General features: G+C 57.8%; 14 protein-coding genes. 7 read left to right on the top strand and 7 right to left on the bottom strand.

Going from position 1 to position 23,380, the window contains the following annotated elements; translation table 11 throughout:
- Positions 1-34: 34 nt before the first annotated feature.
- The 4 genes from JZ00_RS20420 to JZ00_RS20405 form a co-directional block, all read right to left on the bottom strand.
- The gene (locus JZ00_RS20420; protein WP_039593149.1) at positions 35-418 is read right to left on the bottom strand and encodes a hypothetical protein; all 384 of its coding nucleotides are present in this window, start codon (positions 416-418) and stop codon (positions 35-37) included.
- Positions 419-777: 359 nt separating this feature from the next.
- Positions 778-975 carry a DUF4926 domain-containing protein gene (locus tag JZ00_RS20415; protein WP_039593150.1) on the bottom strand — a complete coding sequence of 66 codons (198 nt, stop codon included), beginning with the start codon at positions 973-975 and terminating at the stop codon, positions 778-780.
- 10 nt (positions 976-985) lie between these two features.
- A complete protein-coding gene (locus JZ00_RS20410; RefSeq protein ID WP_052742364.1) occupies positions 986-11,632 on the bottom strand; it encodes a two-partner secretion domain-containing protein in 10,647 nt (3,548 codons plus the stop codon).
- Between the two features lie 21 nt (positions 11,633-11,653).
- Complete coding sequence (locus tag JZ00_RS20405) at positions 11,654-13,360, bottom strand: ShlB/FhaC/HecB family hemolysin secretion/activation protein (protein ID WP_039593151.1); 1,707 nt, start codon at positions 13,358-13,360, stop codon at positions 11,654-11,656.
- A 241-nt stretch (positions 13,361-13,601) separates the two neighbouring features.
- Here JZ00_RS20405 and JZ00_RS20400 point away from each other — a divergent pair, with 241 nt between their 5' ends.
- Positions 13,602-13,877, top strand: a complete 276-nt coding sequence (locus tag JZ00_RS20400; RefSeq protein WP_039593152.1) for a hypothetical protein — start codon at positions 13,602-13,604, stop codon at positions 13,875-13,877.
- A gap of 120 nt (positions 13,878-13,997) precedes the next feature.
- Here JZ00_RS20400 and JZ00_RS20395 read toward each other — a convergent pair whose 3' ends face one another.
- On the bottom strand, positions 13,998-15,344 hold the full coding sequence (locus tag JZ00_RS20395; RefSeq protein ID WP_039593153.1) for a DEAD/DEAH box helicase: 1,347 nt from the start codon (positions 15,342-15,344) through the stop codon (positions 13,998-14,000).
- A 192-nt stretch (positions 15,345-15,536) separates the two neighbouring features.
- Here JZ00_RS20395 and JZ00_RS20390 point away from each other — a divergent pair, with 192 nt between their 5' ends.
- The 6 genes from JZ00_RS20390 (at position 15,537) to JZ00_RS20365 (ending at position 21,820) form a co-directional block, all read left to right on the top strand.
- Positions 15,537-16,826, top strand: a complete 1,290-nt coding sequence (locus JZ00_RS20390) for a mechanosensitive ion channel family protein (protein ID WP_046509959.1) — start codon at positions 15,537-15,539, stop codon at positions 16,824-16,826.
- A gap of 156 nt (positions 16,827-16,982) precedes the next feature.
- On the top strand, positions 16,983-18,362 hold the full coding sequence (locus tag JZ00_RS20385; RefSeq protein WP_235433106.1) for an iron-containing redox enzyme family protein: 1,380 nt from the start codon (positions 16,983-16,985) through the stop codon (positions 18,360-18,362).
- A 10-nt stretch (positions 18,363-18,372) separates the two neighbouring features.
- Entirely contained in the window at positions 18,373-18,699 is a 327-nt protein-coding gene (locus JZ00_RS20380; protein ID WP_039593154.1) for a Rieske 2Fe-2S domain-containing protein, read from the top strand.
- Positions 18,696-19,877: an MFS transporter gene (locus JZ00_RS20375; RefSeq protein WP_039593155.1), complete on the top strand. Its 1,182-nt coding sequence runs from the start codon at positions 18,696-18,698 to the stop codon at positions 19,875-19,877. Before JZ00_RS20380 ends, JZ00_RS20375 begins: the two co-directional genes overlap by 4 nt.
- A gap of 10 nt (positions 19,878-19,887) precedes the next feature.
- Entirely contained in the window at positions 19,888-21,105 is a 1,218-nt protein-coding gene (locus JZ00_RS20370; protein WP_039593156.1) for an ATP-grasp domain-containing protein, read from the top strand.
- 4 nt (positions 21,106-21,109) lie between these two features.
- A complete protein-coding gene (locus JZ00_RS20365; protein WP_045155335.1) occupies positions 21,110-21,820 on the top strand; it encodes a phenylalanine--tRNA ligase beta subunit-related protein in 711 nt (236 codons plus the stop codon).
- Between the two features lie 18 nt (positions 21,821-21,838).
- On the opposite strand, the gene JZ00_RS20360 is transcribed toward JZ00_RS20365, so the two are convergent.
- Together JZ00_RS20360 and JZ00_RS20355 are read right to left on the bottom strand one after the other, a co-directional pair.
- Complete coding sequence (locus JZ00_RS20360; protein ID WP_039593157.1) at positions 21,839-22,255, bottom strand: Lrp/AsnC family transcriptional regulator; 417 nt, start codon at positions 22,253-22,255, stop codon at positions 21,839-21,841.
- A gap of 59 nt (positions 22,256-22,314) precedes the next feature.
- Positions 22,315-23,190, bottom strand: coding sequence for a carboxylate/amino acid/amine transporter (locus JZ00_RS20355; RefSeq protein WP_039593158.1), 876 nt, complete (start codon positions 23,188-23,190; stop codon positions 22,315-22,317).
- Positions 23,191-23,380: the final 190 nt, after the last annotated feature.

The raw sequence follows: 23,380 nt of genomic DNA, 5'->3' as shown, positions 1-23,380 counted from the left end.
TTTGCAGGGTCTGTCCCCGGTTCTGTTCCTCAAATCACCACCATTTCGGATAGTTTTCAAACTCCTGTAGAACCGTAGCCATTGCGCCATCAGCTAGAGCTTCTTCCCCACCTGTGTTTATCGCATTGCCAGAGACATCCCTTTTGACACAAGACCAAACCAACTTATTATTCTCACAGTCAAACACGAGGGAGAAGTCATTATTCATATCCTGTATCCGCGCGATCCTTCCCCTCTTAAGCATGTCAACAAACGTATCGAGCACAGCACACTCAATCCAGCAGGTCATATTTACTGAGAAAGAAAACTCAAATTTTTCAACACATAACTCTACAGAAAATTTTATCGATGGAATACGATCATCAAACTCAATCAAACTCATACCAACCCGAATCGGGTTGTCTATTTTAATGTCCATTTAGTAAGCCCCGGTATATCTCGCGTGTATGATGGCGGGTAGCTCGCCTTCTGCCCTCGGAGGCTTGAACTCTAATTGCCACCCATCCACACTAATTCTTTCGCCATACGGCATTTTGGTTTTGGTAGCCGTATTCACCGCAGATTGGAAGCTTTCCAACTGGACTTGGCTCGTTAACCGTACTGCTTCAGGAGTATGTAGAAAAGGGGACAGATTTATTTTCCGATCGGCTTTTGCCTCCCACGGGATCAACCAGGTCCGGATCGCTCCGCATCATCACAGGCTCAGAAAATAAATCTGTCCCCTTTTCTCCGAATCTGTCCCCTTTTTTGCAGTTTTATCCATCCTATCCCCCTTTGTTATCTCTTGGCCTGAAATTGATCGGAGGATAGTGCTAATTGCGCAATAGTATGTCCTTCCGCATCACAAAATTCCACTTCATAGCCTTCAATTGGCAGACTATAAACCTCAACTATCGCTCCCTGCATACCAGCTCGCAGCCCTTCGCTTGGGATATCCTCAGTCAATACAACAACATCAAAAAGCGAGTAAACCATATAACATTCCTTACTTGACATAAAGAGTCGTCATTCTAGGCGTAGACGAACCTGAATCATATATCCAACCAGTACGAACAGTTGCCGTATTACCATTCGGTCCGGCTATAGGCATATCTATGGTTATTCTCTGACCAAACTTATCAGCAACACCTAACTTCGCAGGATATAACCGCGCACCTTCCTGCACTTTCGCTATCAATTCTCCAGCATTCGTTTGATTGTAGCCCAAAGCTGACTCAAAGACTTTTGCTTTATTGCCTCCAATTGGATGCTCCGAGTTTAACGCATAAGATGTTACTTTTGTCGGGTCAATAACTGCCTTTTCTGCATTAGCTAACCGACCCGATGCTTGGGTCTGAATTACAGCCTCTGCGTGAGTGTATTTTTTCCAGTTATCCGTTGGACCAGATAATGGAGTACGCGGAGTAGTAGTCTCTGCATCCCCTGCTACACCTTTTGAACCCCCACCTGCAGCTCGACCAGCAGCCATCCCAACCGCAAGCGTCACCGTGCCGTCAATAATAGCCCTAGCATATTCCGGACTTACACCCCATTTCGAAATCAAAATGTCCGTCGCGTTCTTTGTCGCGTGCTCTGTGGTCACTCCTGCCAACAGGTTCTGAAACTCGTTATTTTCAGAGATTAAAAGCTCATAGACCTCACGAGCTTTGGGTGATGCAGAGTCCATCAAATCACGGAGCTGTTCTTTCCTGGCTTGTACCTCCGCATCCAGCTTCGAGAAGCCTGCGCAGAGGCCTTTATTCTGACCACAGCCAACCAGCGCCTCCAAGGTCTGACGCTCGCTTAACTCATGGTAAATGGTGTAGGCCTCTCCTATGCATTGACCATCATTCCCGCAGCCCTGCAATTTCTTAGCTGCCCGCTCCAGATCAGAATGCGTCAAGTAGTTGTACTGGGTGGCATTGGCCGCGATATCTGCTGCAATGCGCGGGTCGCTTCCAGAAACAACCGCCGTAAGCACACCAAGCAACTGCGACATTGCCAACAGGTTCGCTTTAGCTTGCTCAGATCCGGGGCGGTTGGGATCGTAACCTTCAGGCAGCGCCAGTTCCGCCAGATACCCAACGAGCGCTTCGTTGGCGCCTCCGGCCAAGGCTCCTGCCTTGAAATCACCGCCCATGGCCATCGACTTCAGACCACCGACCAAGGCATGGGCGGCGATTTTGGTGGGGCTTCCTTCGGCTAGGGTCAGGTTGCCCACTTTGTTGGCGGCAACAGCGCCGCCAATATCAATAACGGCACCGAGCAAGTTATCGACGAAGTTATCGCCCAGGCTGCCACCTTGTAAGGCCGTTTGGACCAAGGTGTCTGCACTCGTCTTCAGGACGATTTGGCCAGCGCTATTCCAATCGAAGCCCAATGTAGTCGGGTCGTAGCCAAGGCTGTTCCCGATACCACCCAGCATCCCTGAAACCACATAGCCTTTGAGGCTTTCGCTGCTGGTGGTGTCCTTTAGGACTGCACCTAAGTCTCCTTTATTACTAATTGCGCTGTTGATAGCCTTGTTTTCCACAGCAATCAACACGGCATTGGCAAATCCTGCCGAGAAGGTCCCAGCCGTAGCCCCCACCAGCCCCGCCCCAGCTCCGCCCGTCACCACCGCCAGCACAATTGCCAAGACCATCTGAGCTGCGACGCCAAGCCCCGAGTTTGAATACTTGAAGCTTTGGTGGATTTCCTCCACACGACGCCAATCGACATCGCCTCGTTTTTCTGCCTCCTTCAACCACGCCAGCTCAGGATCGGCCTTTACCATCGCATCAATGGTCTGGCTGACAGACTTCTGATTGATGTGCTTTATATCGATATTCAAGCCCTCAACGGCCTTGATGACCAAATCACCTTTCGCCACCAGTTGGCTCTGGCGCAGGGTCTCATCGGTGTGGCCCTTGCCCTTCATGGAATTCCAGGCAAGGCTGGTGTTGCTCTTGGTATGACTCTCCTGGCGCAGGTCCTTGACGCCCTCAAAAGTAATTGCTCCGCCACTTAGCAACGCTGCATCGTTGCCACTGTTCAGCTTCGCTACTTGATACCGCTGATCTCCACCGCTTACCAACGTCAGGTCACCGCCAGTAATAATTTGACTCCCTATATGAGTCACCTTGGTCAGCTCGTCACGCCGGCTCTTTTTCTTCCCCCAACTGCCCTTTTTCTTTTTCTCATACAACGAGTAATCGCTGTCTTGCGCAGCCAACAAGTCAAGATTTTCGCCGGCCACCAAGTAAGCTTCATCGCCGGCGTTGACGCGGCTGGAAATAAGCGCCATGTCTTTTCCGGCACTCATCGACACATCACCCCCAGCGCTGACGGTGCTGCCGATCTGTTTGACGTGATCTTTCTGGGACGTGACCTTTTTCGACTTGTAGTAATAGTGTGATTCGTCAGCGCCGGAAGAGACCGTCATATTCTCGTTGGCGGCCAGGGCTACGTTGCGATCGGCGCTGATCTGGCTGGCAACGGCGTTGAAGTCTCGGCCAGCATTCACAATAACGTCACGACCGGCGTCGACGTTCGAACTCAGTTGAGTGATCGAGCTTCTGCGAACTCCTCCCGTACTGGAGCTTTGCTGTTGAGCCGAGATGATATTGACGTCCCGCCCTGCGTCGATTTGCGTATCACGACCGCTGGCCATAACGCTGCCAACGCTGTTGACGTCCCGACCGGCCCCCATGGTCAGATCGTTGGTCGCCTCGATACGTGAGGCGCTGTCCGCATAGTCCTGTCGATGGGTGTAGCCTCTGTTGCTGAAGCCTGCCGTGGTCAACGTGCGCTCGTTGGTCACATCTCCCGATATAGCATTCATGTTGATGTCACGCCCGGCGATGATGCCACCGGATTTGTTAACGATGTCGTTGCCGCCCAGCATATCGAGACGGTTTCCAGCTTCGATCAATCCGCTGTTGGCGAGGTTCTGGCTGGCGGTCGCGGAGAGGTTATTGGTGGCCCGGAGTGTGCCGGCATTTTCCAGATCCTTGCCGGCGATCAACGTGACGTTCTGGCCGGCAATCAACGCACCATTAGGTGCCAGCCGGTTATTGGCCTGTGCCATATACAACACCGGCACCAGCACCTTCTCGCCATTCACTTCATGCTCCTCAAGCCAGACGATGTCGTGGGTCAAGGCAGCGACTTGTTGGGCGGTGAGGGTAACGCCAACCGACAGGTTGAGGGCGTCTTTGCTGGCGATGGCGTTGTTCATCAGATACTTGAACATGCCTTCGTCGGAGGTCTGGCCGTCGATGAAGCGTTGGCCCGTGCGGGCAACGACGGCCTGCTGTATCAGACGTTGTTCGAACAGGCCGTCGCCCAACCGCTTGGCGCTGGTGTCCGCGTCGTAGCCGAGTTTTGTCAGCAGATAATCCGAGCTGGTGAATGACTTGAGGTCGGTAAGGACCGGGTTGGTCTCGATCAGGTACTTGTGTGGCTTGGAGGAGACGGTCGCGCTCGGCAGGCCCGTCACTCGGGCCAATGACTGGCCCGCGATAGATGCAGGTGGCGGGGCTGATGTTTGACCACCGTTCAATGGTTGCACTTGGCGATCAATGGTCGAAAGCTGGCTTTGATCGGCAATCTCGATAGGGCGTACATCGGTTATTGGCACGCCAACGGATCGATCCAATGCGCTTACAGCGCTGCTACCGATTGTCCAGTTCTGTGGTGCGATCGGAGCTTGGGATGCCGATGCGTTGCTGGTGCCTTGACCGCTCAAACGGAACAGGCCGTTTTGCCCGCTGGGTAGGGTGAAACCGGGGAGCGTCAGCGGGTTTATCTGTTGTTGGGCCAGGTCCGGTGGGAGTTGGCTGTTCAGGGTTACGACTGTGGTCTTGCCTGAACCTGACGCGGCGGTTGTGGTGTTACGGGATGAAGTAGATATGCCTGTGGAGAAGGGGCGCTCCACGCCGTTGGTGATTTTGTTTGTTGCGGTAATGGAGACGTTGCCGCCGGCTTGGATGATGGCGGGCACCAAGCTGTCGGACGAGGTAGACGAGACGACGACTCGACTGAATGGAGTAGAATTTTTTATGAAATCAGGCAACTCGGCCCGAACACCAGTTGAATACTTGGACTCCCCCAATACAACTGACGACGTACGACTCCAAGTCATTCCAAGCCAAAGAACAACCGGCCCAATCAATTGATAGCTCTCTCTATCCGGAGGCTTAAAACCTATTTGTTGAATACGAGAATATTCTACCGTTTCAACACCCGCCGAGTTCCAAAAACGCACTCCCCCCTCAGTATAGCCAGCGTCATTATATATATTGTAGTTTATGACCTGCCTCATCTGCTCCAACGTCAGATTATTGGCACTATAGTAGTAGTGACTAGCATAATCGCCCAACGCCGCGCCTGAATTTTCAAAGTCATCTACCGACACTGCGATATCATGACCAGCGGTAACGGATGACATTGAGTTCAATAAAGAACCCCCTTTAATGCTCAGGTCTCTTCCTGCGATCAACGAGGCTGCTTTAGCTGTCGAGTCCCCAGACACCACAACTCGGTATTGTTGCTGATAAACCAAATGCGAGGAGGGCTGCCTATCCATCGAGTAAGGAAGCGAATCACAACTATAACAACGAAATCCCAATGCCGAAGAATACAACTCCGCCTCAGTCCTAAACTCCCCCCGCTTGTTAACAATAGAATCCGCATTAATAGAAAAATCCAGCCCACTCTCCATCGTGCCCGAATCATTCTCCATCAACGCCGACCGACCACCCTGTTCATTGCGCGCTACATCAATGTTCCCTAACGCATAAACGTCCGACTTACGGTTGGTCAGACTTCCCACCCGTAACTTCATATCTCCACCGCTGAACAGAAAGCCGCCCTGGTCGTTCAGCAATGTCGAAGCCGTCAGTTTTAATCCGCTCGCGCCAGCAACCGTTCCATAGTTATTGACGATGCCCGCATTGATGTTCAACGAACCCGCCGATGTCAGGCGCCCGTAATTGTTCAGGCTGCCCAAACCACCGAGCCCACCAATCGTCGTGGTCGCGCCGCCGGTAATGCTTGCCATGCTGCTCAGGTCGATAGCTGCGGCGTCCACCGCCATGTCGCCCAGGCTGGTGACACGGCCATTGCCGCTGTACCGCCCGGTCAACTGCAATGCCAAGCTCCCATCGCTGGCAATCAATCCATTGTTAACCCAGTTTCCGCCCTTACCCTCCAACCGCGTCGAAGCCAGTAACTGCCCCGTCTCCGTCTGGGTCAGGTTGTTGACATTGACCGTCAGCCGGCCAGCCTGGATCACACTGCTGTTGATCCAGGTATCGGCGTTGAGCGTCAGGCCGCCGCGGGTGACAAGGCTGCCGCCTGCGTTGGTGAGGTTGGCGGTGGAGACATCAAAGATGCCGCTGCCGGTGTGCAGCACGCTGCCGCCGAGGTTCTGGAAGCCAGCGACGTTGAGGGTCAGCTCGTTGTTGGCGGTTTCCAAGACGCCATTGCGGTTATCGAACAGGCCGCCAATTTGGAAGTCGGTTTTCCCACTGGTTCCCAATGCACGCAGCTTGCCGCTCTGGTTATTAACGCTCGCCGCGCGCACCGCCAGGGTGCTGTCGCTTTCCAGGATGCCGCCGGTGTTGACCAGGATGCCGCTCAGCCCCAGTTCAATGCGGTTGCCGGCGATCTGGCCGGCGCTGTTGTCCAGGCTGGCGCCGTTGGCGTTGATCAACCCAGTGGCATAGAGCCCACCGCTGCGGTTGTTCAGGCCAGCCGTGTTGATGATGACATCCCCAGCCTGAGCCGCGATCCGCCCGCCGTTGTTGTTCAGCCCGGCCAAGGCGCGGAGGTTGAGGCGCTGGGCCTGGATCACGCCGCCCTTGTTGTTCACATCGAAGCCGTTACGCAACACGCCCACGGTGCGCGCTTCAAGGGCGCCCTTGATTGCGGCGAGGGTGCCGCCGCGGTTGTCGATGTTGGCTGCGGTGAGGCTGACGTCGCCGGTCTGGGCGATGAGTTTGCCGCCCTGGTTATCGAGATCACCGCTTAACTGAAGATCGAGGCCGGTCTGCCCCTGCATCTCGCCCTTGCCATTGGCGAGGCTCGCGGCATCGAGTTCGATATTCGCCGTCTGGCTGTAGATCAGGCCGTTGCTATGGTTCTGCACGGCGCCGGTGGCGGTGATCGTCAGCGCATTTTTTGCCGCGACGGTCCCGGTGTTGCTGTTGTCCAGGGAACCGGTGAGCAGGCTCATCTGATCCTGGCTGGCGATCTGACCGCCCTGGTTGTTGATCGCCGTCGCGCCTTTGATGGTCAGCGGGCCGGCGCTGGCGAGCTTGGCGGCGCTGTTGTCGAGTGCACCATTGAGGTTCAGGTTGACTTCGGCGTTACCCACCAGCGTGCCCTGGCGGTTGTTTACATTGTTGGCATGGAGGGTCAGCGTTTGCTGCGCGTTGACCGCGCCACTGACGTTCGCCACGGAGGTGGCCTTGATGGTCAGGCCGGCGCCGCTGTCGATCAGACCGCCCTGGCCGTTATCGAGCGCGCCGCTGAGGTTGAGGTTCTGCGCACCGCCACTGCTGAGGATGCCTTTGGTGTTATCCACCGAAGCGGCTGTCACGCCGAGGCTGCCCTGACTGACCAGCGCACCACCGTTGCCGTTGAGCAAGTTGCCCAGCAGGTTGAGGTTCACGTTGCCGTTGCGGCTGGACAGTGTGCCGTTGTTGCGGTTGTCCAGGCTCGTGCCTTTGACCAGCAGTCCTTGCCAGCCGGAAATCAAACCGTTCTGGTTGATCAACGCCTGGCCGTCGAGGCCCAGGTTCTGGCTGCTGATCAGCTTGCCGCCGCTGTTGTCCAGCGTGCGGCCTTTGAGGTCGAAACTCTGGCTGCTGGAGATTTCGCCGCCCTGGTTGTTTAGGTCGCGCAGGGCGTTGAAGGTCAGCGGACCTTTGGCGGTGATCAAACCGTTGCGATTGTTCAGGTCGCCATTGCCGAGGTTCAGGGTGACGGCTTTTTCGCCGAGCAGGCGGCCGCCGTCTTGCGTCAGCGATGCCAGGGTCAGGTTGATGTCGCCCTTGGCCGACACTTCGCCGCCATCGCTGGAGTCCAGGGAGTCGGCGTTGAGGGTGAGGTCGCCTTGGGCGTTGATCAGGCCGTTGGCGCTGTTGTTCAGGGCCATGGCGTTGAGGACCACCGCGCCGCCGGCCAATACGCTGCCGCCCTGGTTGTTCAGATTGCCGCTGTTGAGGGTGAGCAGTTGCGCGGCGCTGATCAGGCCTTGGGCCTGGTTATCCAGTTGTTGATCGACGGTCAGGACGAGGTTGGCACGGCTGGTGATTGTGCCGCCGTTGTTGTTCAAGCTTTGTGCGTGGGTATCGACGGTGGCCGCGCCGATCATGCCTTTGACGTTGTTCAACGCTTGGGCGATGCGCAGGGTCAGGCCTTGGCTGCTCAGCAGTTTGCCGTTGTCGTTGGTGAGGTTTTGCGCCGCCAGGGTAAAGGCTTCAGCGCTGGAGATTTCGCCGCCCTTGTTGTTCACGCCGTTGAGGTTTTTCAGCAGCAGCGTGCCCGGGGCGTTGATCAGACCGCTCTGGTTGTTGAGCTGGCCGTTGTTCATGTCCAGGCTCAGCGAGGCATTGCTGAACAGCGTGCCGCCCTGCTGATCCAGTCCGGTAACCGACGCCGTCAGCGCACCTTGGCTGCCGATGCTTCCGCCATCCTGGTTGGTGACCTGGCCCGCGACGAGGTTCAGCGTGCTGGCGCTGTTGAGGCGGCCATTCTGGCTGTTATCGAAAGCACCGGTGGTGACGTCCACCGCGCCCTTGGCGCTGATGTGGCCCTGCTCGCGGTTGTCCAGCGCGGCGCTGGTCAGCAGCAACGCGCCGTCGGTGACCAGTTCGCCGCCCTGGTTGTCGAGCCCTCCCAGGCTATGCACGGTCAGGTCCTTGGCGCTGGACAGGCTGCCGCCGGTGTTGGTCAGGTTGGCGGCGGTGACATCCAGCGAACCTTCGCTGCTGAGCTGGCCTTGGCTGTTGAGCAGGTCGCGGCTCAGATCGATGCGCTGGTTCTGCTGGCTGATCAAGTAGCCGCCGCTGTTGTCGAGGAAGCCGCCGTCCAGTTCCAATCCAGCCTTGGCACTGAGCAGGCCTTTGGTGCGGTTGAGCAGTTTATCGACCGTCAGCTTCAGCGCCTGGCCGGCGAACACCTGGCCGCCATCGCTGTTGTCGAGGTTCTGGCTGACCAGCGTGACGTCTGCGTTGCTCGACAGCTCACCGCCACGGTTGTCGAGGTCGTCGACATCGAGATCCAGCGCTTTTGTCGCGCCGATCAAACCGGCCTGGCGGTTGTCGAGGCTGGTCGCCGTGAGCTCCAGGGCATCGGTGCTGATCAGCGTGCCTTGGCGGTTGTCCACGGTGTTGACGGTAGCGTTGAGTCCGGTCTTGCCGACGATCTCCCCGACACGGTTGTCCAGGCGATCAGCAGCCAATAGCAGCACGCCGTCGGCGATCAGTGAGCCGCGTTGGTTGTCGAGCAGCGTGTCGACCGTCAGATCGAGTCGGCCGCGGCTGCTGATCAGGCCATCGCTGTTGTCCAGGCTGTTGCTACGACTGTCCAGCGATGCCGCCGAGATGGCGCCGCGGGCGTTGTTAAGCACTTGGGCGATGCTGAGCATCAGGCCTTGATTGCTCAGCAACTTACCGCTGCTGTTATCCAGATTCCGTGCCGCCAGGATGAACGCTTGTTTGCTGGAAATTTCGCCGTTCTGGTTGTTCACGTCCTTGAGGTTGTTCAACAACAACGTACCTGAGGCATTGATCAGACCGCCCTGGTTGTTCAACTGACCCTGGTTCATGTCCAGGCTGAGGCTGGTGTTGCTGAAGAGCTCGCCGTCCTGTTGATCCAGGCCGGTAACATTGGCATCCAGGGCCTTGGCACTGGCAATGCGGCCGGCAGTGTTATTCACCTGGCCGGCCTTCAGTTGCAGCGTGTCGCTGCTGATCACGCTGCCCTGAGCGTTGAGCAGTTGGCCTGCCAGGTTCAGGTTCAGCCCTTGGGCCGAAAGCGAGCCCTGGCGGTTATCCAGCGACCCGGCGTTCAATTGAGCGTTGGTGCTCGCGGTCAGGCGTCCGCCCTGGTTGTTTATCTGGCTGCTGGCAGTGATGTCGAGCATCTGCCCTGCCGCCACCAGTCCCGCGACGTTATCCAGCGAGGCAACGCGCAACGTGGCGTTGCTCAGGCTGCTGAGTTCGCCGGCGCTGTTGATCAACTGCCCGACATTGGCCGTCAGGTTGCCATTGCTGCTGACGATGCCCTGGGTATTGAGCAGCTTGTCGGCAGTAACGCCCAGCGCGCCGCTGCTCAGCACCCGGCCCTTGTTCTGGTTATCCAGCGTCCCGGCTTTTACCGTGGCGGTTTGCCCGGCGCTGAGGGTGCCGGCCTGGTTGTACAGCGTCTGTGCAATGTTGGTTGTGAGGTTACGGCTGGCGACGATGCTCTTGCCGTTGTTGTTCAGATTCTGCGCCGTGAGGCTCACATTCCCCGAAGCATTACGGGTGTTATCCGCATTCACCCCCGCTTCAATAATCCCGTTGTTGCTCAACTGCCCACCGGCACTGAGGCTGATGCCATCGCGCGCCGCCAATGTCTGCCGGTTGACCAAGTCACCCTGAACCTGCGCATTCAACGTCGTCCCGGCATAAACCGGCCCCTTCGCGTCAAGACTCGCAGCCCTGACGTTGACCGCCCCGCTGGCCGAGGTATCAACCATGCTCAAATGCCCATTGGCATCGAGCTGAATATCACCACCACTGGCAATCAACTTGCCATCCAACTTCACCCCAACCCCAGCCTCGGTGCCGACCAACTTGATCGCCCCGGCATACATCCCACCCAACGCCGAAGAGTCGATCGCCAGCTCCGGCTTGGCGCTGCCGTCATCAGCGCGAGCGGTGGCGCTCAAAGTCTCTGCATTGACGTCGTTGCGCCCGGCCACGATCGTCAGGTTCTTGGCCTGGATCTCGGCGTTGATCTTGGCGCTGCGGGTGATGATTTCGAAGTGATCAACGTTGCTGGCATTGAGGCCCGCGCCTTCGATGGCGACGCTGCCCTGATCCACTTGGTAGCGGTCCAACCGACCGTTTTCCACCACCGGTTTGCCGGTGCTCAAGGTCACTTTCGGACTGTTGATGAAGCCGCAGCCGTTGCAGGTGATGCCATACGGGTTGGCGACGATGACGTGGGCCGATTGCCCCGCCACTTCGGTGTAGCCGCGCAGTTGGCTGGGGTTGCCGCCGTTGACTTCGTTGAGGATGGTTTGCGCGGCTGAGCCTTTGAGATTCGGGTTGCCGAGGATGATCCCGCCCAGTTGCGTGGACTGCGTACGGGACGTGGCGTTGTTGAGGATCACGCCGTTGCTGTCGACGTTGTAGTCCTTGAACTGGTTGTGGGACAGGCCGTTGGCATTGGGCTTGGCGATGTTGACGATGGGCACGCCGTTGCCCGCGCGGTCGAGGCCGGTGCCAGGCGCGCTGACGACGATGCCCTCGGCCTGGGCCCACATTGGTTGCCAGAACATGACGTTGGCCAAGAGGAACGCCAGGCCGCGCTTGGGCATGCCGAGGAACCGCTCGCGGTTTTTCAGGGCAGCAGAAGGTTGGCGGGCCAGGAAGGCGTATTGGCGGTCGTCCATGATCGGGTCTCGTGCAGCGAATTAGATGGATAGGTCGAGGCGGAAGTAGATCGGCGCTTCGCGCTCGGTCAGGGCGTCCGGACGTTCCAGGGAATGGGCGAAGGTGACGCTGGCGCTCAGGTGTTGGCCGCGGGCAAACAGCTCCAACGAGTTGCTCGACATGCGTCCGTGCTGATCGCCGTTGTAGCGATCGCCCCGAATGACGCCCTGGTCGTAACCGAGGCTGGTGCCGTACTCGGCGAACACCGGGCGCAGCCATTCCAGGGTCACCGGGCGGCTCCAGCGCAGGTCGTTGCGCCAGTAGCCGCCGCTGTCGCCGGACAGCGACTGATCCTTGTAGCCACGGATCGAAGACTGTCCGCCCAGGCTCATGCGTTGCGGGCTGAACAACACGTCTTCACTGCGCTGGCCGGTCATCAGGCTGCTGAAGCTGAAGGACTCGCCCCACACCTTGAACGGTTGCAGATAGCTGGCGGTGGCGGTGTATTTGCGGTAGCGGGCATCGGCCTGGCCGGGACCCGGATCGTTGTCGCCCTGGGCATCGAAAGCGCCGATGCCTTGCTGCACGCCCAAGTCCAGGTTGACGAAAGCGTTGCCGACCCGGCGACCGTGGTTGATGCCGAACTGGCCCTCACTGAGGCGATTGCTGCTGACATCGAGTTTGCTGTCCTCGATGTAGCTGTTGGTACGCAGGTAGGCCAGGCCGGTGTTGAGTGAGGTTTTGCTCACGGCGTCGCGGTGGATCACCCGCTCGACGCGCAGCTGATGGTTCTGGCTGTCGCCGGTCTGCTTGAAGTTGAAGCCGTTGGCCGGGATCTGCGAGCGGTATTCGCTCTGGCTGTAGGTGTAGCTAAAGTTCCACCAGCCCCAGGGCAGGTTGTAATACAGCATGGCGTTGTTGGAGGTGTGCTGGTGGTCGGTCATGGCATCGTGACCGCCGCGCAACATCAACTGATCGGCCAGCCCCAACGGGCTGTCCCATTCGAAACTGGTGCCCCACTGTTGTTCGCCGGTGCTGCGCTGGCCGTCGTTGCTGCGGGACAAACCGGCGCGCCACGGCTTTTGCGGATCGTTGGTGACCAATACTTGGCTGCCGCCGACGTTCTGGCCGGGGGTCAGCTCCATTTTGGCCTGGTTGGACGGCAGGCGGTTGAGCTGGTCCACCAGTTGCTCGATTTCCCGCAGGTTGACCAACTCCCCGGTCTCGCCGGGAAACGCCATCGCCAATTCCCGCTCGGACAACCCGCTGTTTTCGGCGCCCTTCAGGCCTTCCAGTCGCCCCTCGACCACCAGCACCTGCAAATGGCCGCTGGAAAGATACTGTTGCGGCAAATACGCCCGGCTGGTGACCAGGCCTTTTTCGATGTAGTGATCGGTGATGACTTTAAGCAGTTCGTTGAGCTGCGGCACGCCCAGGCATTGGCCGATGTAGGGCTTGAGCAAACGTTCCCGATCGCTGGCGGACAAACTGTCGGCGCCTTTGAGTTCGATGGACTTGATGGGGAAGCAACGGGTATCGGCAGGCGCTGTCGGTTGGGTAGGCTTCGCCTCCTTGCCCGGCAGGTCCTTGAGTTCTTCGAGGCGCCGACGCTGCTCTTCGAGCAAGCGATTCTGGCGTTCGCGGATCAGGTCAGTGTCACCAGGAGTCGGGGCGGCGTTAGCAAGGGAAAGCGGAGAAAGGCACAGCAAAGCCACGCACAACCTCGCCCAAGGGGCGGGTGAGAACATGTTCGATCCCTCGACAGAAATGACATCAAAATAGTGGCGCGATATTAATGAGCCATCATTTTGACGTCAACCAAACGTGCATATTTCGAGGTGATTGGCCTAGCCGTACGTCTGGAATGAACCGGTACTGGAACGCGAAATCCGCCACGTCCAAGGTCGACGCCATAACGATCAAATGAACTTCCCCGTGCACCCCGGCCTCAACCGAATAACAGCCCAACAAGAAGTACGAGGCCCAGCCATGAAGACCCTCATCAAACTCACCCTCGCCGCCACTCTCGCCTGCGCCCTGCCCGCCTGGGCCACTTGCACACCTGAGGAGGCGACCATCAAACGCGAGCAACTGGCGGATAAGGTTGCCAAGCTCACCGAGCAGGACCCCTCCAAAGCAAAAGAGATGAATGACGAACTGCAGGCCATGAACATGGAGACATCCAGCAAGGATGTGCCGGACAAGTGCCAGTTGATCGACAAGCGCTTGAAGGAAATGGAAGAGGCGCAGAAGAAGGCGGAGTGATTGCTGAACTCAGGACAGCGGGCTTCTGTGGCGAGGGAGCTTGCTCCCTCGCCACGGGTCAGTTACGCATAAAAAAACCGGACTCAAGGTCCGGTCTTTTCATGCAGCGCTAACGCCAACTCACTCAGCCGCCGGCGCCTCTGGCTTGCGGCGCTTGAGCGGGGCCATGCCGTCCTTGCTGACCAGCGACGGGGCGTCGGTCTTCGGACGGTTGGCGGTCTTGCGCTTGGTCGGGGCCTTGGCGCCGGTCTTTTTCTTGTCGCCCTTGCCGTCGACCTTTTTCTTCTTCACGCCAACGGCCTTGCCCGACGCCTTGACCTTTTTCGGTCCGCTGTAGGCACCTTTGACTTCCTTGATGGTGCGGCGCTCGAAGCTCTGCTTGAGGTAGCGCTCGATGCTCGACATCAGGTTCCAGTCGCCGTGGCAGATCAACGAGATCGCCAGGCCGTCATTGCCGGCACGGCCAGTACGACCGATGCGGTGCACATATTCGTCGCCGCTGCGAGGCATGTCGAAGTTGATGACCATGTCCAGGCCATCCACGTCCAGGCCACGTGCGGCAACGTCGGTGGCGACGAGGATCTTCACGCCGCCCTGCTTGAGGCGGTCGATGGCCAGCTTGCGGTCTTTCTGGTCTTTCTCGCCGTGCAGCACGAACGCTTTGTATTCCTGGGCGACGAGGCGGCCGTATATGCGGTCGGCCATGGCCCGGGTATTGGTGAAGACGATGGCCTTTTCGTAGGTCTCGTTGGCCAGCAACCAATTCACGATCTGCTCTTTGTGCTGGTTGTGGTCAGCCGTGATGATCTGCTGGCGGGTGGTGGAGTTCAGTTGGCTGACCGCGTTGAGCTGCAGGTGCTCAGGGTTGTTCAGCACCTTGGCGATCATCTCGCGCAAGCCCGAACCGCCGGTAGTGGCGGAGAACAGCATGGTCTGCTGACGGTTCACGCATTCGTCCACCAAGCGCTGCACGTCTTCGGCAAAGCCCATGTCGAGCATGCGGTCGGCTTCGTCGAGTACCAGCACTTCGACTTCCTTGAGGTCGAGGTTGCCGGCGTTCAGTTGTTCGATCATCCGTCCCGGTGTGCCGATCAGGATGTCCGGCACCTTGCGCAGCATGGCGGCCTGGACCTTGAAATCTTCGCCGCCAGTGATCAGGCCCGACTTGATGAAGGTGAACTGCGAGAAGCGCTCCACTTCCTTCAAGGTCTGCTGGGCCAGCTCGCGGGTTGGCAGCAGGATCAGCGTCTTGATGCTGACACGGACCTTGGCCGGGCCGATCAGGCGATTGAGGATCGGCAGCACGAACGCGGCGGTCTTGCCGCTGCCGGTTTGCGCCGTCACCCGCAGGTCACGCCCTTGGAGCGCGAGCGGAATAGCCGCTGCCTGCACCGGCGTTGGCTCGACAAATTTAAGCTCGGCCACGGCTTTGAGCAGGCGTTCGTGCAGGGCGAATTGGGAAAACACGGGTGCTACCTCGAAGAAATGCAAAAAAACAGCTGCATAGGGTAACGGTTTCGAGCGCGAAGGCCGAGTTTCTTTGTGCAAACGGCAGCAAATCAGCGTGTTTTAATGATTGGATTCGCGATCAACGGTCACTTCGCGGCGCTTAAATGCTCTAATTCGCCCCATCGCGCTCACAGAAGAACCGTCTCGCCCATGGATATCAAACAACTCTGGCTCAACCTCCAGGATTTCTGGGGCGCCTTGGATAAACATCCGCTGCTGCATTCCGGTCTTGCGCTGGTTTTGCTGGTGGCGATCGCCCTGGTGCTCGGGCGCGTGGCGCGCTACCTGATCCTGCACGGCGCCAAGCTGATCGGCCGCCAGCCGGCCCTGCATTGGGTCAACGACCTGCGCCAGAACAAAGTCTTCCACCGCCTGGCGCAGACCACGCCGTCGCTGATCATTCAGTTCGGCCTGCACCTGGTGCCGGGCTTGAGCAAGACCAGCATGATTTTCCTCGGCAACGTCGCGCTGTCCTTCACCATCCTGTTCATGTTGCTCGCCATCAGTGCGCTGCTCAGCGCCCTGCTGGACGTCTATGCTCGCACCGAACATGCGCGCACCCGCTCGATCAAGGGCTATGTGCAACTGACAAAAATGGTGCTCTACGTCTTTGGCGCGATCATCATTGTCGCCACGCTGATCGACCGCTCGCCCCTGTTGCTGCTGTCGGGCCTGGGTGCGATGTCGGCGGTGATCCTGTTGGTCTACAAGGACACGCTGCTGTCGTTCGTCGCCAGCGTGCAGTTGACCAGCAACGACATGCTACGGGTCGGCGACTGGATCGAGATGCCGCAAGTGGGCGCCGACGGTGATGTGGTGGACATCACGTTGCACACGGTGAAGGTGCAGAACTTCGACAAGACCATCGTCTCGATCCCGACCTGGCGGTTGATGTCCGAGTCGTTCAAGAACTGGCGCGGCATGCAGCAATCCGGCGGACGGCGGATCAAGCGCAGCCTGTTTATCGACGCCAGCGGCGTGCGCTTCCTGCATGACGACGAAGAGCAGCGCCTGTCCCAGGTGCGCCTGCTGACCGATTACATCGGCCGCAAACAGGCGGAGCTCAAGGCCTGGAACGAAGCCCAGGGCAACGTTGCGGCGATGTCGGCCAACCGTCGGCGCATGACCAACCTGGGTACATTCCGCGCCTACGCCCTGGCCTATCTGAAAAGCCATCCCGAGATCCAGCCGAACATGACCTGCATGGTCCGCCAGCTACAGACCACCGCCCAGGGCATTCCGCTGGAAATCTACTGCTTCACCGGCACCACGGTATGGGCCGACTACGAGCGCATCCAGGGGGATATTTTCGATTACCTGCTGGCGGTGATGCCTGAGTTCGGCTTGGGCTTGTACCAGCAGCCGAGCGGCACGGATTTGCGGGCGGGGTTGTTGGCCATCAAACCGGACGTCAAGGCAGTCGAACGCTTGGAAAGCTGAACGCTACGACTGGCAGATCGATCATGAATCGAATCAGCCGAAATACCGCTATGCCTTTAGTGGATTTCACTACGAGCGCGGACATATCTCGTCTATTTCCAAGTGTTTCAAACCATTAGCATCTTGCCTTCATTCATTGAGCGAAGGCGCTACAACATGTTATGGACGACAAAACTCACCCGTGAGTCTGCCTACGATGGATCGAATGCAGCAGCCGAGGCACTCGCCCTCTATGCTCAGGCCGATGCGTTCGCCCAGCCCAGCAGTTTTTATACCAGCAGCCCGTATCGGCGCCCCTCGCGACCTCAAGACATCAATGACTCGCTGCTTACCGAGAGCCTGAAAAGCAACCAACTTTCCAGCAGCCACCATTTGTTGGCGCAACGGTTGCTGTTGAACATCTACGAGCAAGACTTGGTTTTCCTCCCCAAGCCGCCCATGGCGTTCAACCTGAAGGAGTTCAAGGACTTCTATGAGCCACAACACGTGGCGTTCGGTAAAAAGATCCGTCCCGTGCTGGAGAACTATGTCTACGGCTGGCTCAAGGAAGAAGTCCACATCAATGGCCCCTGGGAACTTGAATCGTTCCTGGCTCATACCGATAAAGTGTTGGAAGACGTCGCTCAATCCGACTCGAGACTCTTTCAAGTACTGACCACCAGCCGAGACCCACAACGGGCGGCCAAGTTTTTCATGACCCAGTGCGCGGGGGACTTTCTCAGCGAAGCGTCTGCCATGGCCCGCAACGTACTGGGCAACTGCGGCGTCTATACCAGTGAGTTGTTCAAGATTCTGATCGACGAGTACGGCTATGGCGTGGACAAGAAGAAACACAGCACGATCTTCGAGGACATGCTCAAGGCGATGGGCATGTCGCACCATGTCCATTACTACTGGCAGTTCTATACCGCCAGTTCGCTGTCATTGACCAACTACTTCCACTATGTGTCAGCCAACCATGGCGAGCTGTTCCGCTACATCGGCGCCATGTATTACACCAAAGCCACGCTGGCCTTGACGACCAAGCACCAGTCCCGTGCCATCCGGACAATCTTCGACAACACCGTACCCACCGAGTACTTCGACGAGCACTCGCATATCGACGTTCATCACGGACGGATGGCCTTGAAGCGCCTGATCATTCCGATGATCGAACAGTTCGGCAACACGATCATTCCAGACCTGATCCGCGGTTTCGAGGAATTCAAACTGCTCCAGGACATCGCCGACGAAGAGCTCTATGCACATATCAAATGGCATGACGAGCTGGATGAACACCGTGCCCGCGCCGCAGAACTTCATGGCAAGCGCAATGTGGACATGCGCATCACCGAGTCGGAAAACGAGCTGTCGGTGCTGCACACCCATTCCAACGATGAATTGTTCTGGGTCGAGTCAGGCGAGCTGGACTTTGTCATGAGTCCCGAATTGTCGGTCCGATTGAAGGCTGGCGAAGGCATCGTCATCCCCAAGGGGATGATTCATGGCACTTGCGTTACCAGCAAGACTTGCACTTACACCGTTACGGCAATTTGAGTGTCCCGCCATGAAAGCTATCAGTCTGAACCTGGCCCATGTTCATTACGTGGCCGTGGATGAGAAAACCTATTTCCTCAAGCGGCATTCTCACTCAACGCAACTACTGCCCACTGAGTGTCCCCATCGAGGCGGCCCGTTACACATGGGCGACGTCACGCAGGATGGGCAAAGCGTTATCTGCCCTTGGCATGACAACGCCTACAAGCTGTGCAACCTGGAAAAGAAATCTCTGCCAACGGTACGTGTGCGTAACGTCATCAGCACCGTTGTCGGCGAAAACAACCGGTGCGTGCCGCTGCTTAAACTTTCTCGCCACGTTGAGTTAAGCCAATGACCCATAAATCAACCTTAGGGGCGTTCTATTCGATCGTGACCCTTTTCACCGGCCTGGACATGGCGATCGTCATCGCCATGGTCTGGTTTGGCCTGGAAACCACCGGCTCGACTTTTTTGGTGGGCGCGACGCTGTGCGTGGCAACCGTGGTGCCTTATCTCTGCGAGCAGTTCATCGGCAGGTTCTTTACCGTCGAACTGAGCATGCGACGGCTGCTTTATATCCGGCTCATCGCGTTCGGAGCCGTTCTCGGGCTGTCATTGACCGATGCAGCCCTGCTGCCGATCGGCTTCTTGGGCATCGCGTTCGTTGTGGGCGTCACCGACTATTTCACCATCAGTACCCTGGAGTCGAAAAACACCAAGCTGGTGCTGGCAGGCGTGACCAACAGCGACACGTCCGCGCGACTGATGCAAACCTCCATTCAGATCGGGGCCTTCGGCGGTGCGTTGCTGGGCGGAGTGATCGTGGATGTCTTCTCGGTCAACCAGACCCTGCAGATCATCAGCGTGGCCGCTATCGTGTCGCTTGCAGCAATGCTGCTTGTTGCCGCGACGCCGACTCGCGACGACCCGGTACAAGCACCGCAAGCCAGTGCGGCGCTTGTCCGAAGCCTGCCGGCAAATCTGTACATCCTGATCATTGTCCTCAGCATGATTGGCTTCCACATTGGCGCGTTCAACAGCCTCGTGCCCATTGTTTTCCAGAAGCTCAACGAGTGGAACGCAACCCTCTTCGGCGTTGCCAGTGGCCTGGCCGGCCTGGGTGCCTTCAGCGCTGCCGTGTTGCCGCGAATCAAGCTCAACAGCTACAGCGCCATACTGCTGGTGGTCCTGGCCGACGTCGCGATCGTTTATCTCCAGAACCTCTACGTGATGATGGCCGCAGCGTTCCTGCTGGGCTTTTGCATCAACAGCTTGAGGATCCAGCTGCGCAAGACGCTGATCGAGTCAGCACCCAATGCCCGGACCGCCGACGTCATTGCCGCCAAAAGCTCGCTCTATTACCTGCTGGTCAGTGGCTCGGCGCCCATGATCCTGACCTTTTTCACCACGTCGGGCTTGTTGGGTATCGAAGGTGCGCGCCTGCTGATGATCGTGTCCGCCGCATTGCTGGGATGTGCCGTGCTGGTGTGGAACCTCAGCCCTGCCGCCACCCACACAGTCACTGCCGAATAGGAATCGCCAATTGAAAACCGTACTGATCGTCGACCCCTTCTCCACCGGCAAGCTCTATTCGCCGTTGCTCAATAACCAAGGTGTACGCTGCATCGCCGTGGTGTCCTCCCGCGACTTGCCCCAGCACTTCACCTGCGACTTGGTGGAAGATAACTTTGCAGATATTTTCTACTGGGACGATCAACCGCTGGACGCACTGAAAGCCTTGTCCGTGACGGCCGTGATCGCTGGGTGCGAGACCGCGATCTACCTGACGGACTACCTGACCGAATCCCTCGGGGTCGTCGGTAACAGCAGCAGAACCAGTGACCTGCGTCGCAACAAGTTCGCCATGCAGAAAGCGCTGGAGGAACAGGGTCTACGCCACATTCCTTCGAACACCTTGAAATCGCCAGCGCAAATCACTGATTTCGTGGCCACGCTGGATCCGGCTCTGAAATACGTGATCAAGCCATTGAATTCGGCAGCCACGCAGGGGGTAGTATTTGCCGAAGGCGGCGCAGCGGTCCGGGCCGCACTGGACGACGCGGCATGGAATCAAAGAAATGACCTGGGTGAGATCAACCTGGGCTTTATTGTCCAGCCGTTCATATCCGGTCCGGAATACGTGGTCGACATGGTCGCTTTCGAGGGGACATTCATCATTGCCTCGGTGTGCAGATACGCCAAGATCCATAAGAACGGTAGCCATTTCGTCTATGAAAGCCTGGACACCCTTGATCCCCGCTCGCCCGATTTGCAGCCGCTGATCGACTACGCTCGCAAAGCGGCCGCCGCGTTGGATATCAGGGTAGGTCCGATCCACATGGAAATCATCTGGTCCGACGCCGGCCCGGTGATGATCGAGGCGGGAGGCCGCTTGCACGGAGGGATCGCGCCGCAGCTCTTCCAACAGGTTTATCAGCCTGATTTGCTGTCACTGTCCATCGACAGCTACCTGGGACGTTCGCGGCCTGACACAGCAGAAGCCGGCGCAATCAGCCAGGGACGGATCGGTTTTTTCTGCTCCAACGAAAACCGCACGTTCAATGCGCCTCCTTTGTCGACACTGCAAAGCGTCGCACAGGACAGTGCCTATTGCGGTCATAAATACTTCATCACCCCCGGCGACACCACACCGGTGACGATCGACTTTGCCACGTGCCCTGGCTTGTTCTGGCTGCATCACCCCGAGATCAGCCAACTGGACGCCAGCACTGAAAGTCTACGCAAGCAATTATGGGGATGATCTGATGAAACCCCGTTTGATTATCCAGAAATCAGCCAGTGACCTGGGCATCAACAATGCCTGCGCGGCGGTAATAGACAACATTACCGTTTCCGACGACCGAAGCTTCATGGGCGTGTTGCAAAACAACCTGAATCATGTCGCCTCACACCTGAACAGCCTGATCTCAAGCAGCGTCTACGAAGGGTTCTCTCGACAGCTCAAGAAGCTTGGCTATGAAAATACCGTGAGTGCCAACGAAAAACTGCTCAGGCGATTCATTTCCAAGGGTGCCCAACCCATCAATAACATCGTCGACGCTTACAACGCCGTTGCGATTCGCCATGGTGTCAGCATCGGCGTGCACACTTACCATCGTCGGGAGGACATCCACGTATTGCGCTCGGAGGAGCCCAGGAAGTTTCGCCCGTTGTTCGCCAAGAAAGACATCACCATCCCCACCGGAGACCTGATCTACAGCTGCGGCGATGTCCCTTTGGCGAGCATCGGCAAAGTGGACGCCGATGCCCACGATTTTCGTCTGACCCAGGATTCGTCCAGCCTGCTGGTCGTGGTACTGGGGCACGACGAAACGCCAGGGAAGTTCAATCAATCGGTCATCGAGGAGTTGGTAGGACTGCTTCGTCAGAAAATGCCAAGCCTGGACCACTACTTCCTTGAAACCGTGCTCGCCCAGCCCCTCCAGCAAGGGATCCTAGTGAGCAGCGCCGATTGACGCTGCTCACTGATAATCTCAGCGCCAAGCCTTGAGCACCGGATTGACCACTACCTCGTTGACGTGCTCGATTTTCAGGAAACTGTCCTTGAGCACCATGAGCGCCTCGAAGTTTCTGTATTTGACTTCGAGCATCATGTCCACATCGCCGAAGAGCGAGTAGGCATGGATCACTTCCGGGTAGTGGTGGATCTTCGGGAACACCAGGTGACAACTGTTGCCGTCAAGCCGCAACATCAGGAATGCCGACTGCTGGGCTTTCTCATCCTCGGCAACGTTGATCGTAAAGCCCAGGATCACGCCTTTTTCAATCAGCTTCTGAACTCGCGATTCCACCGCCGTACGGGATTTGTGAACTTGCCTGGCAAGCTGCGCCAGGCTGACTCTGGAATCATCCTTCAAGGCAGCAATAATCAGCTCATCAACCTTGTCCACTGCGCAACCCCTTATTGATCCGTTCCGTCGTCATGGCATTTGCCCGATGCCAATGTTGATCATGCCGCGGAGTTTACGCCAGGCACGGGTCTGTTACCCAACCGACTGATCCACACCGCCGCCAATATCACCGACCCGCCCAGCAGCAGTCGCCCCAACGCCTCGTGCTGGTTCCAGATCAGCAGGTTCACCAGCAGCCCCACCGGCACGTGCAGGTTGTTCATTACCGCCAGCGTGCCGCCGTTGACCAGGCAGGCACCTTTGTTCCACCAGTACAGCCCCAGCGCGGTGGAGACCAGGCCGAGGAAGGCCAGCACGCCCCACTGCAACGGTGCTTCGGGCCAGAAATTTGTCTTGCCGAACAGCAGGAACGCCGGCAACGCCACCATCAGCGCGCCGAGATAGAAATAACCGAAACGCCGGTAATGCGGCAGGTCGCTTGGGTGACGCGCCACCAAGTGCTTGTACAGCACCTGGCCGGCCGCGTAGGTGAAGTTGGCCAGTTGCAGCAGCAAGAAGCCCATGAAGAAGTCCGGGTTGATCCTGTCATAACGAATCACCGCCGCGCCGGCCACGGCCACCAGTGCCGCGATCAACGCCCAAGGGTTGAAGCGTCGATTGAGGGCGTCTTCGATCAAGGTCACGTGCAGCGGCGTGAGGATGGTGAACAGCAGCACTTCTGGCACCGTCAATACCCGGAAACTCAGGTACAGGCATACGTAGGTCACGCCGAACTGCAACGCACCAATCAACAACATGCCGCGCATGAACGACGGCTCGACCTGGCGCCAGCGCGTCAGGGGGATGAACACCAGTCCCGCCAGCACGACCCGCACCAGCACCGCGAAATAACTGTCGACATGCCCCGCCAGGTACTCGCCGATCAGGCTGAAGGAAAACGCCTGGATCAAAGTCACAAACAGTAGATAGCCCATACCGCCTCTCATTTTGAATGGCGGCGAAGATAGCGGGTTTTGGTGGTTGTCGCGACTCTCTCGACACACGGAACCCTGTGGGAGCGGGCTTGCTCGCGAAGGCGGCCGGCCAGTCGACATCCACATGGCTGATCCACCGCTATCGCGAGTAAGCTCGCTCCCACAGGGTCCTTGGCGCCCATCAAATCCC

Origin of the sequence: Pseudomonas frederiksbergensis, assembly GCF_000802155.2 — a bacterium.
Taxonomy (GTDB): domain Bacteria; phylum Pseudomonadota; class Gammaproteobacteria; order Pseudomonadales; family Pseudomonadaceae; genus Aquipseudomonas; species Aquipseudomonas frederiksbergensis_A.
The sequence above is the reverse complement of the archived record's forward strand: the minus strand, read 5'-3'. Positions and strand labels throughout refer to the sequence as shown.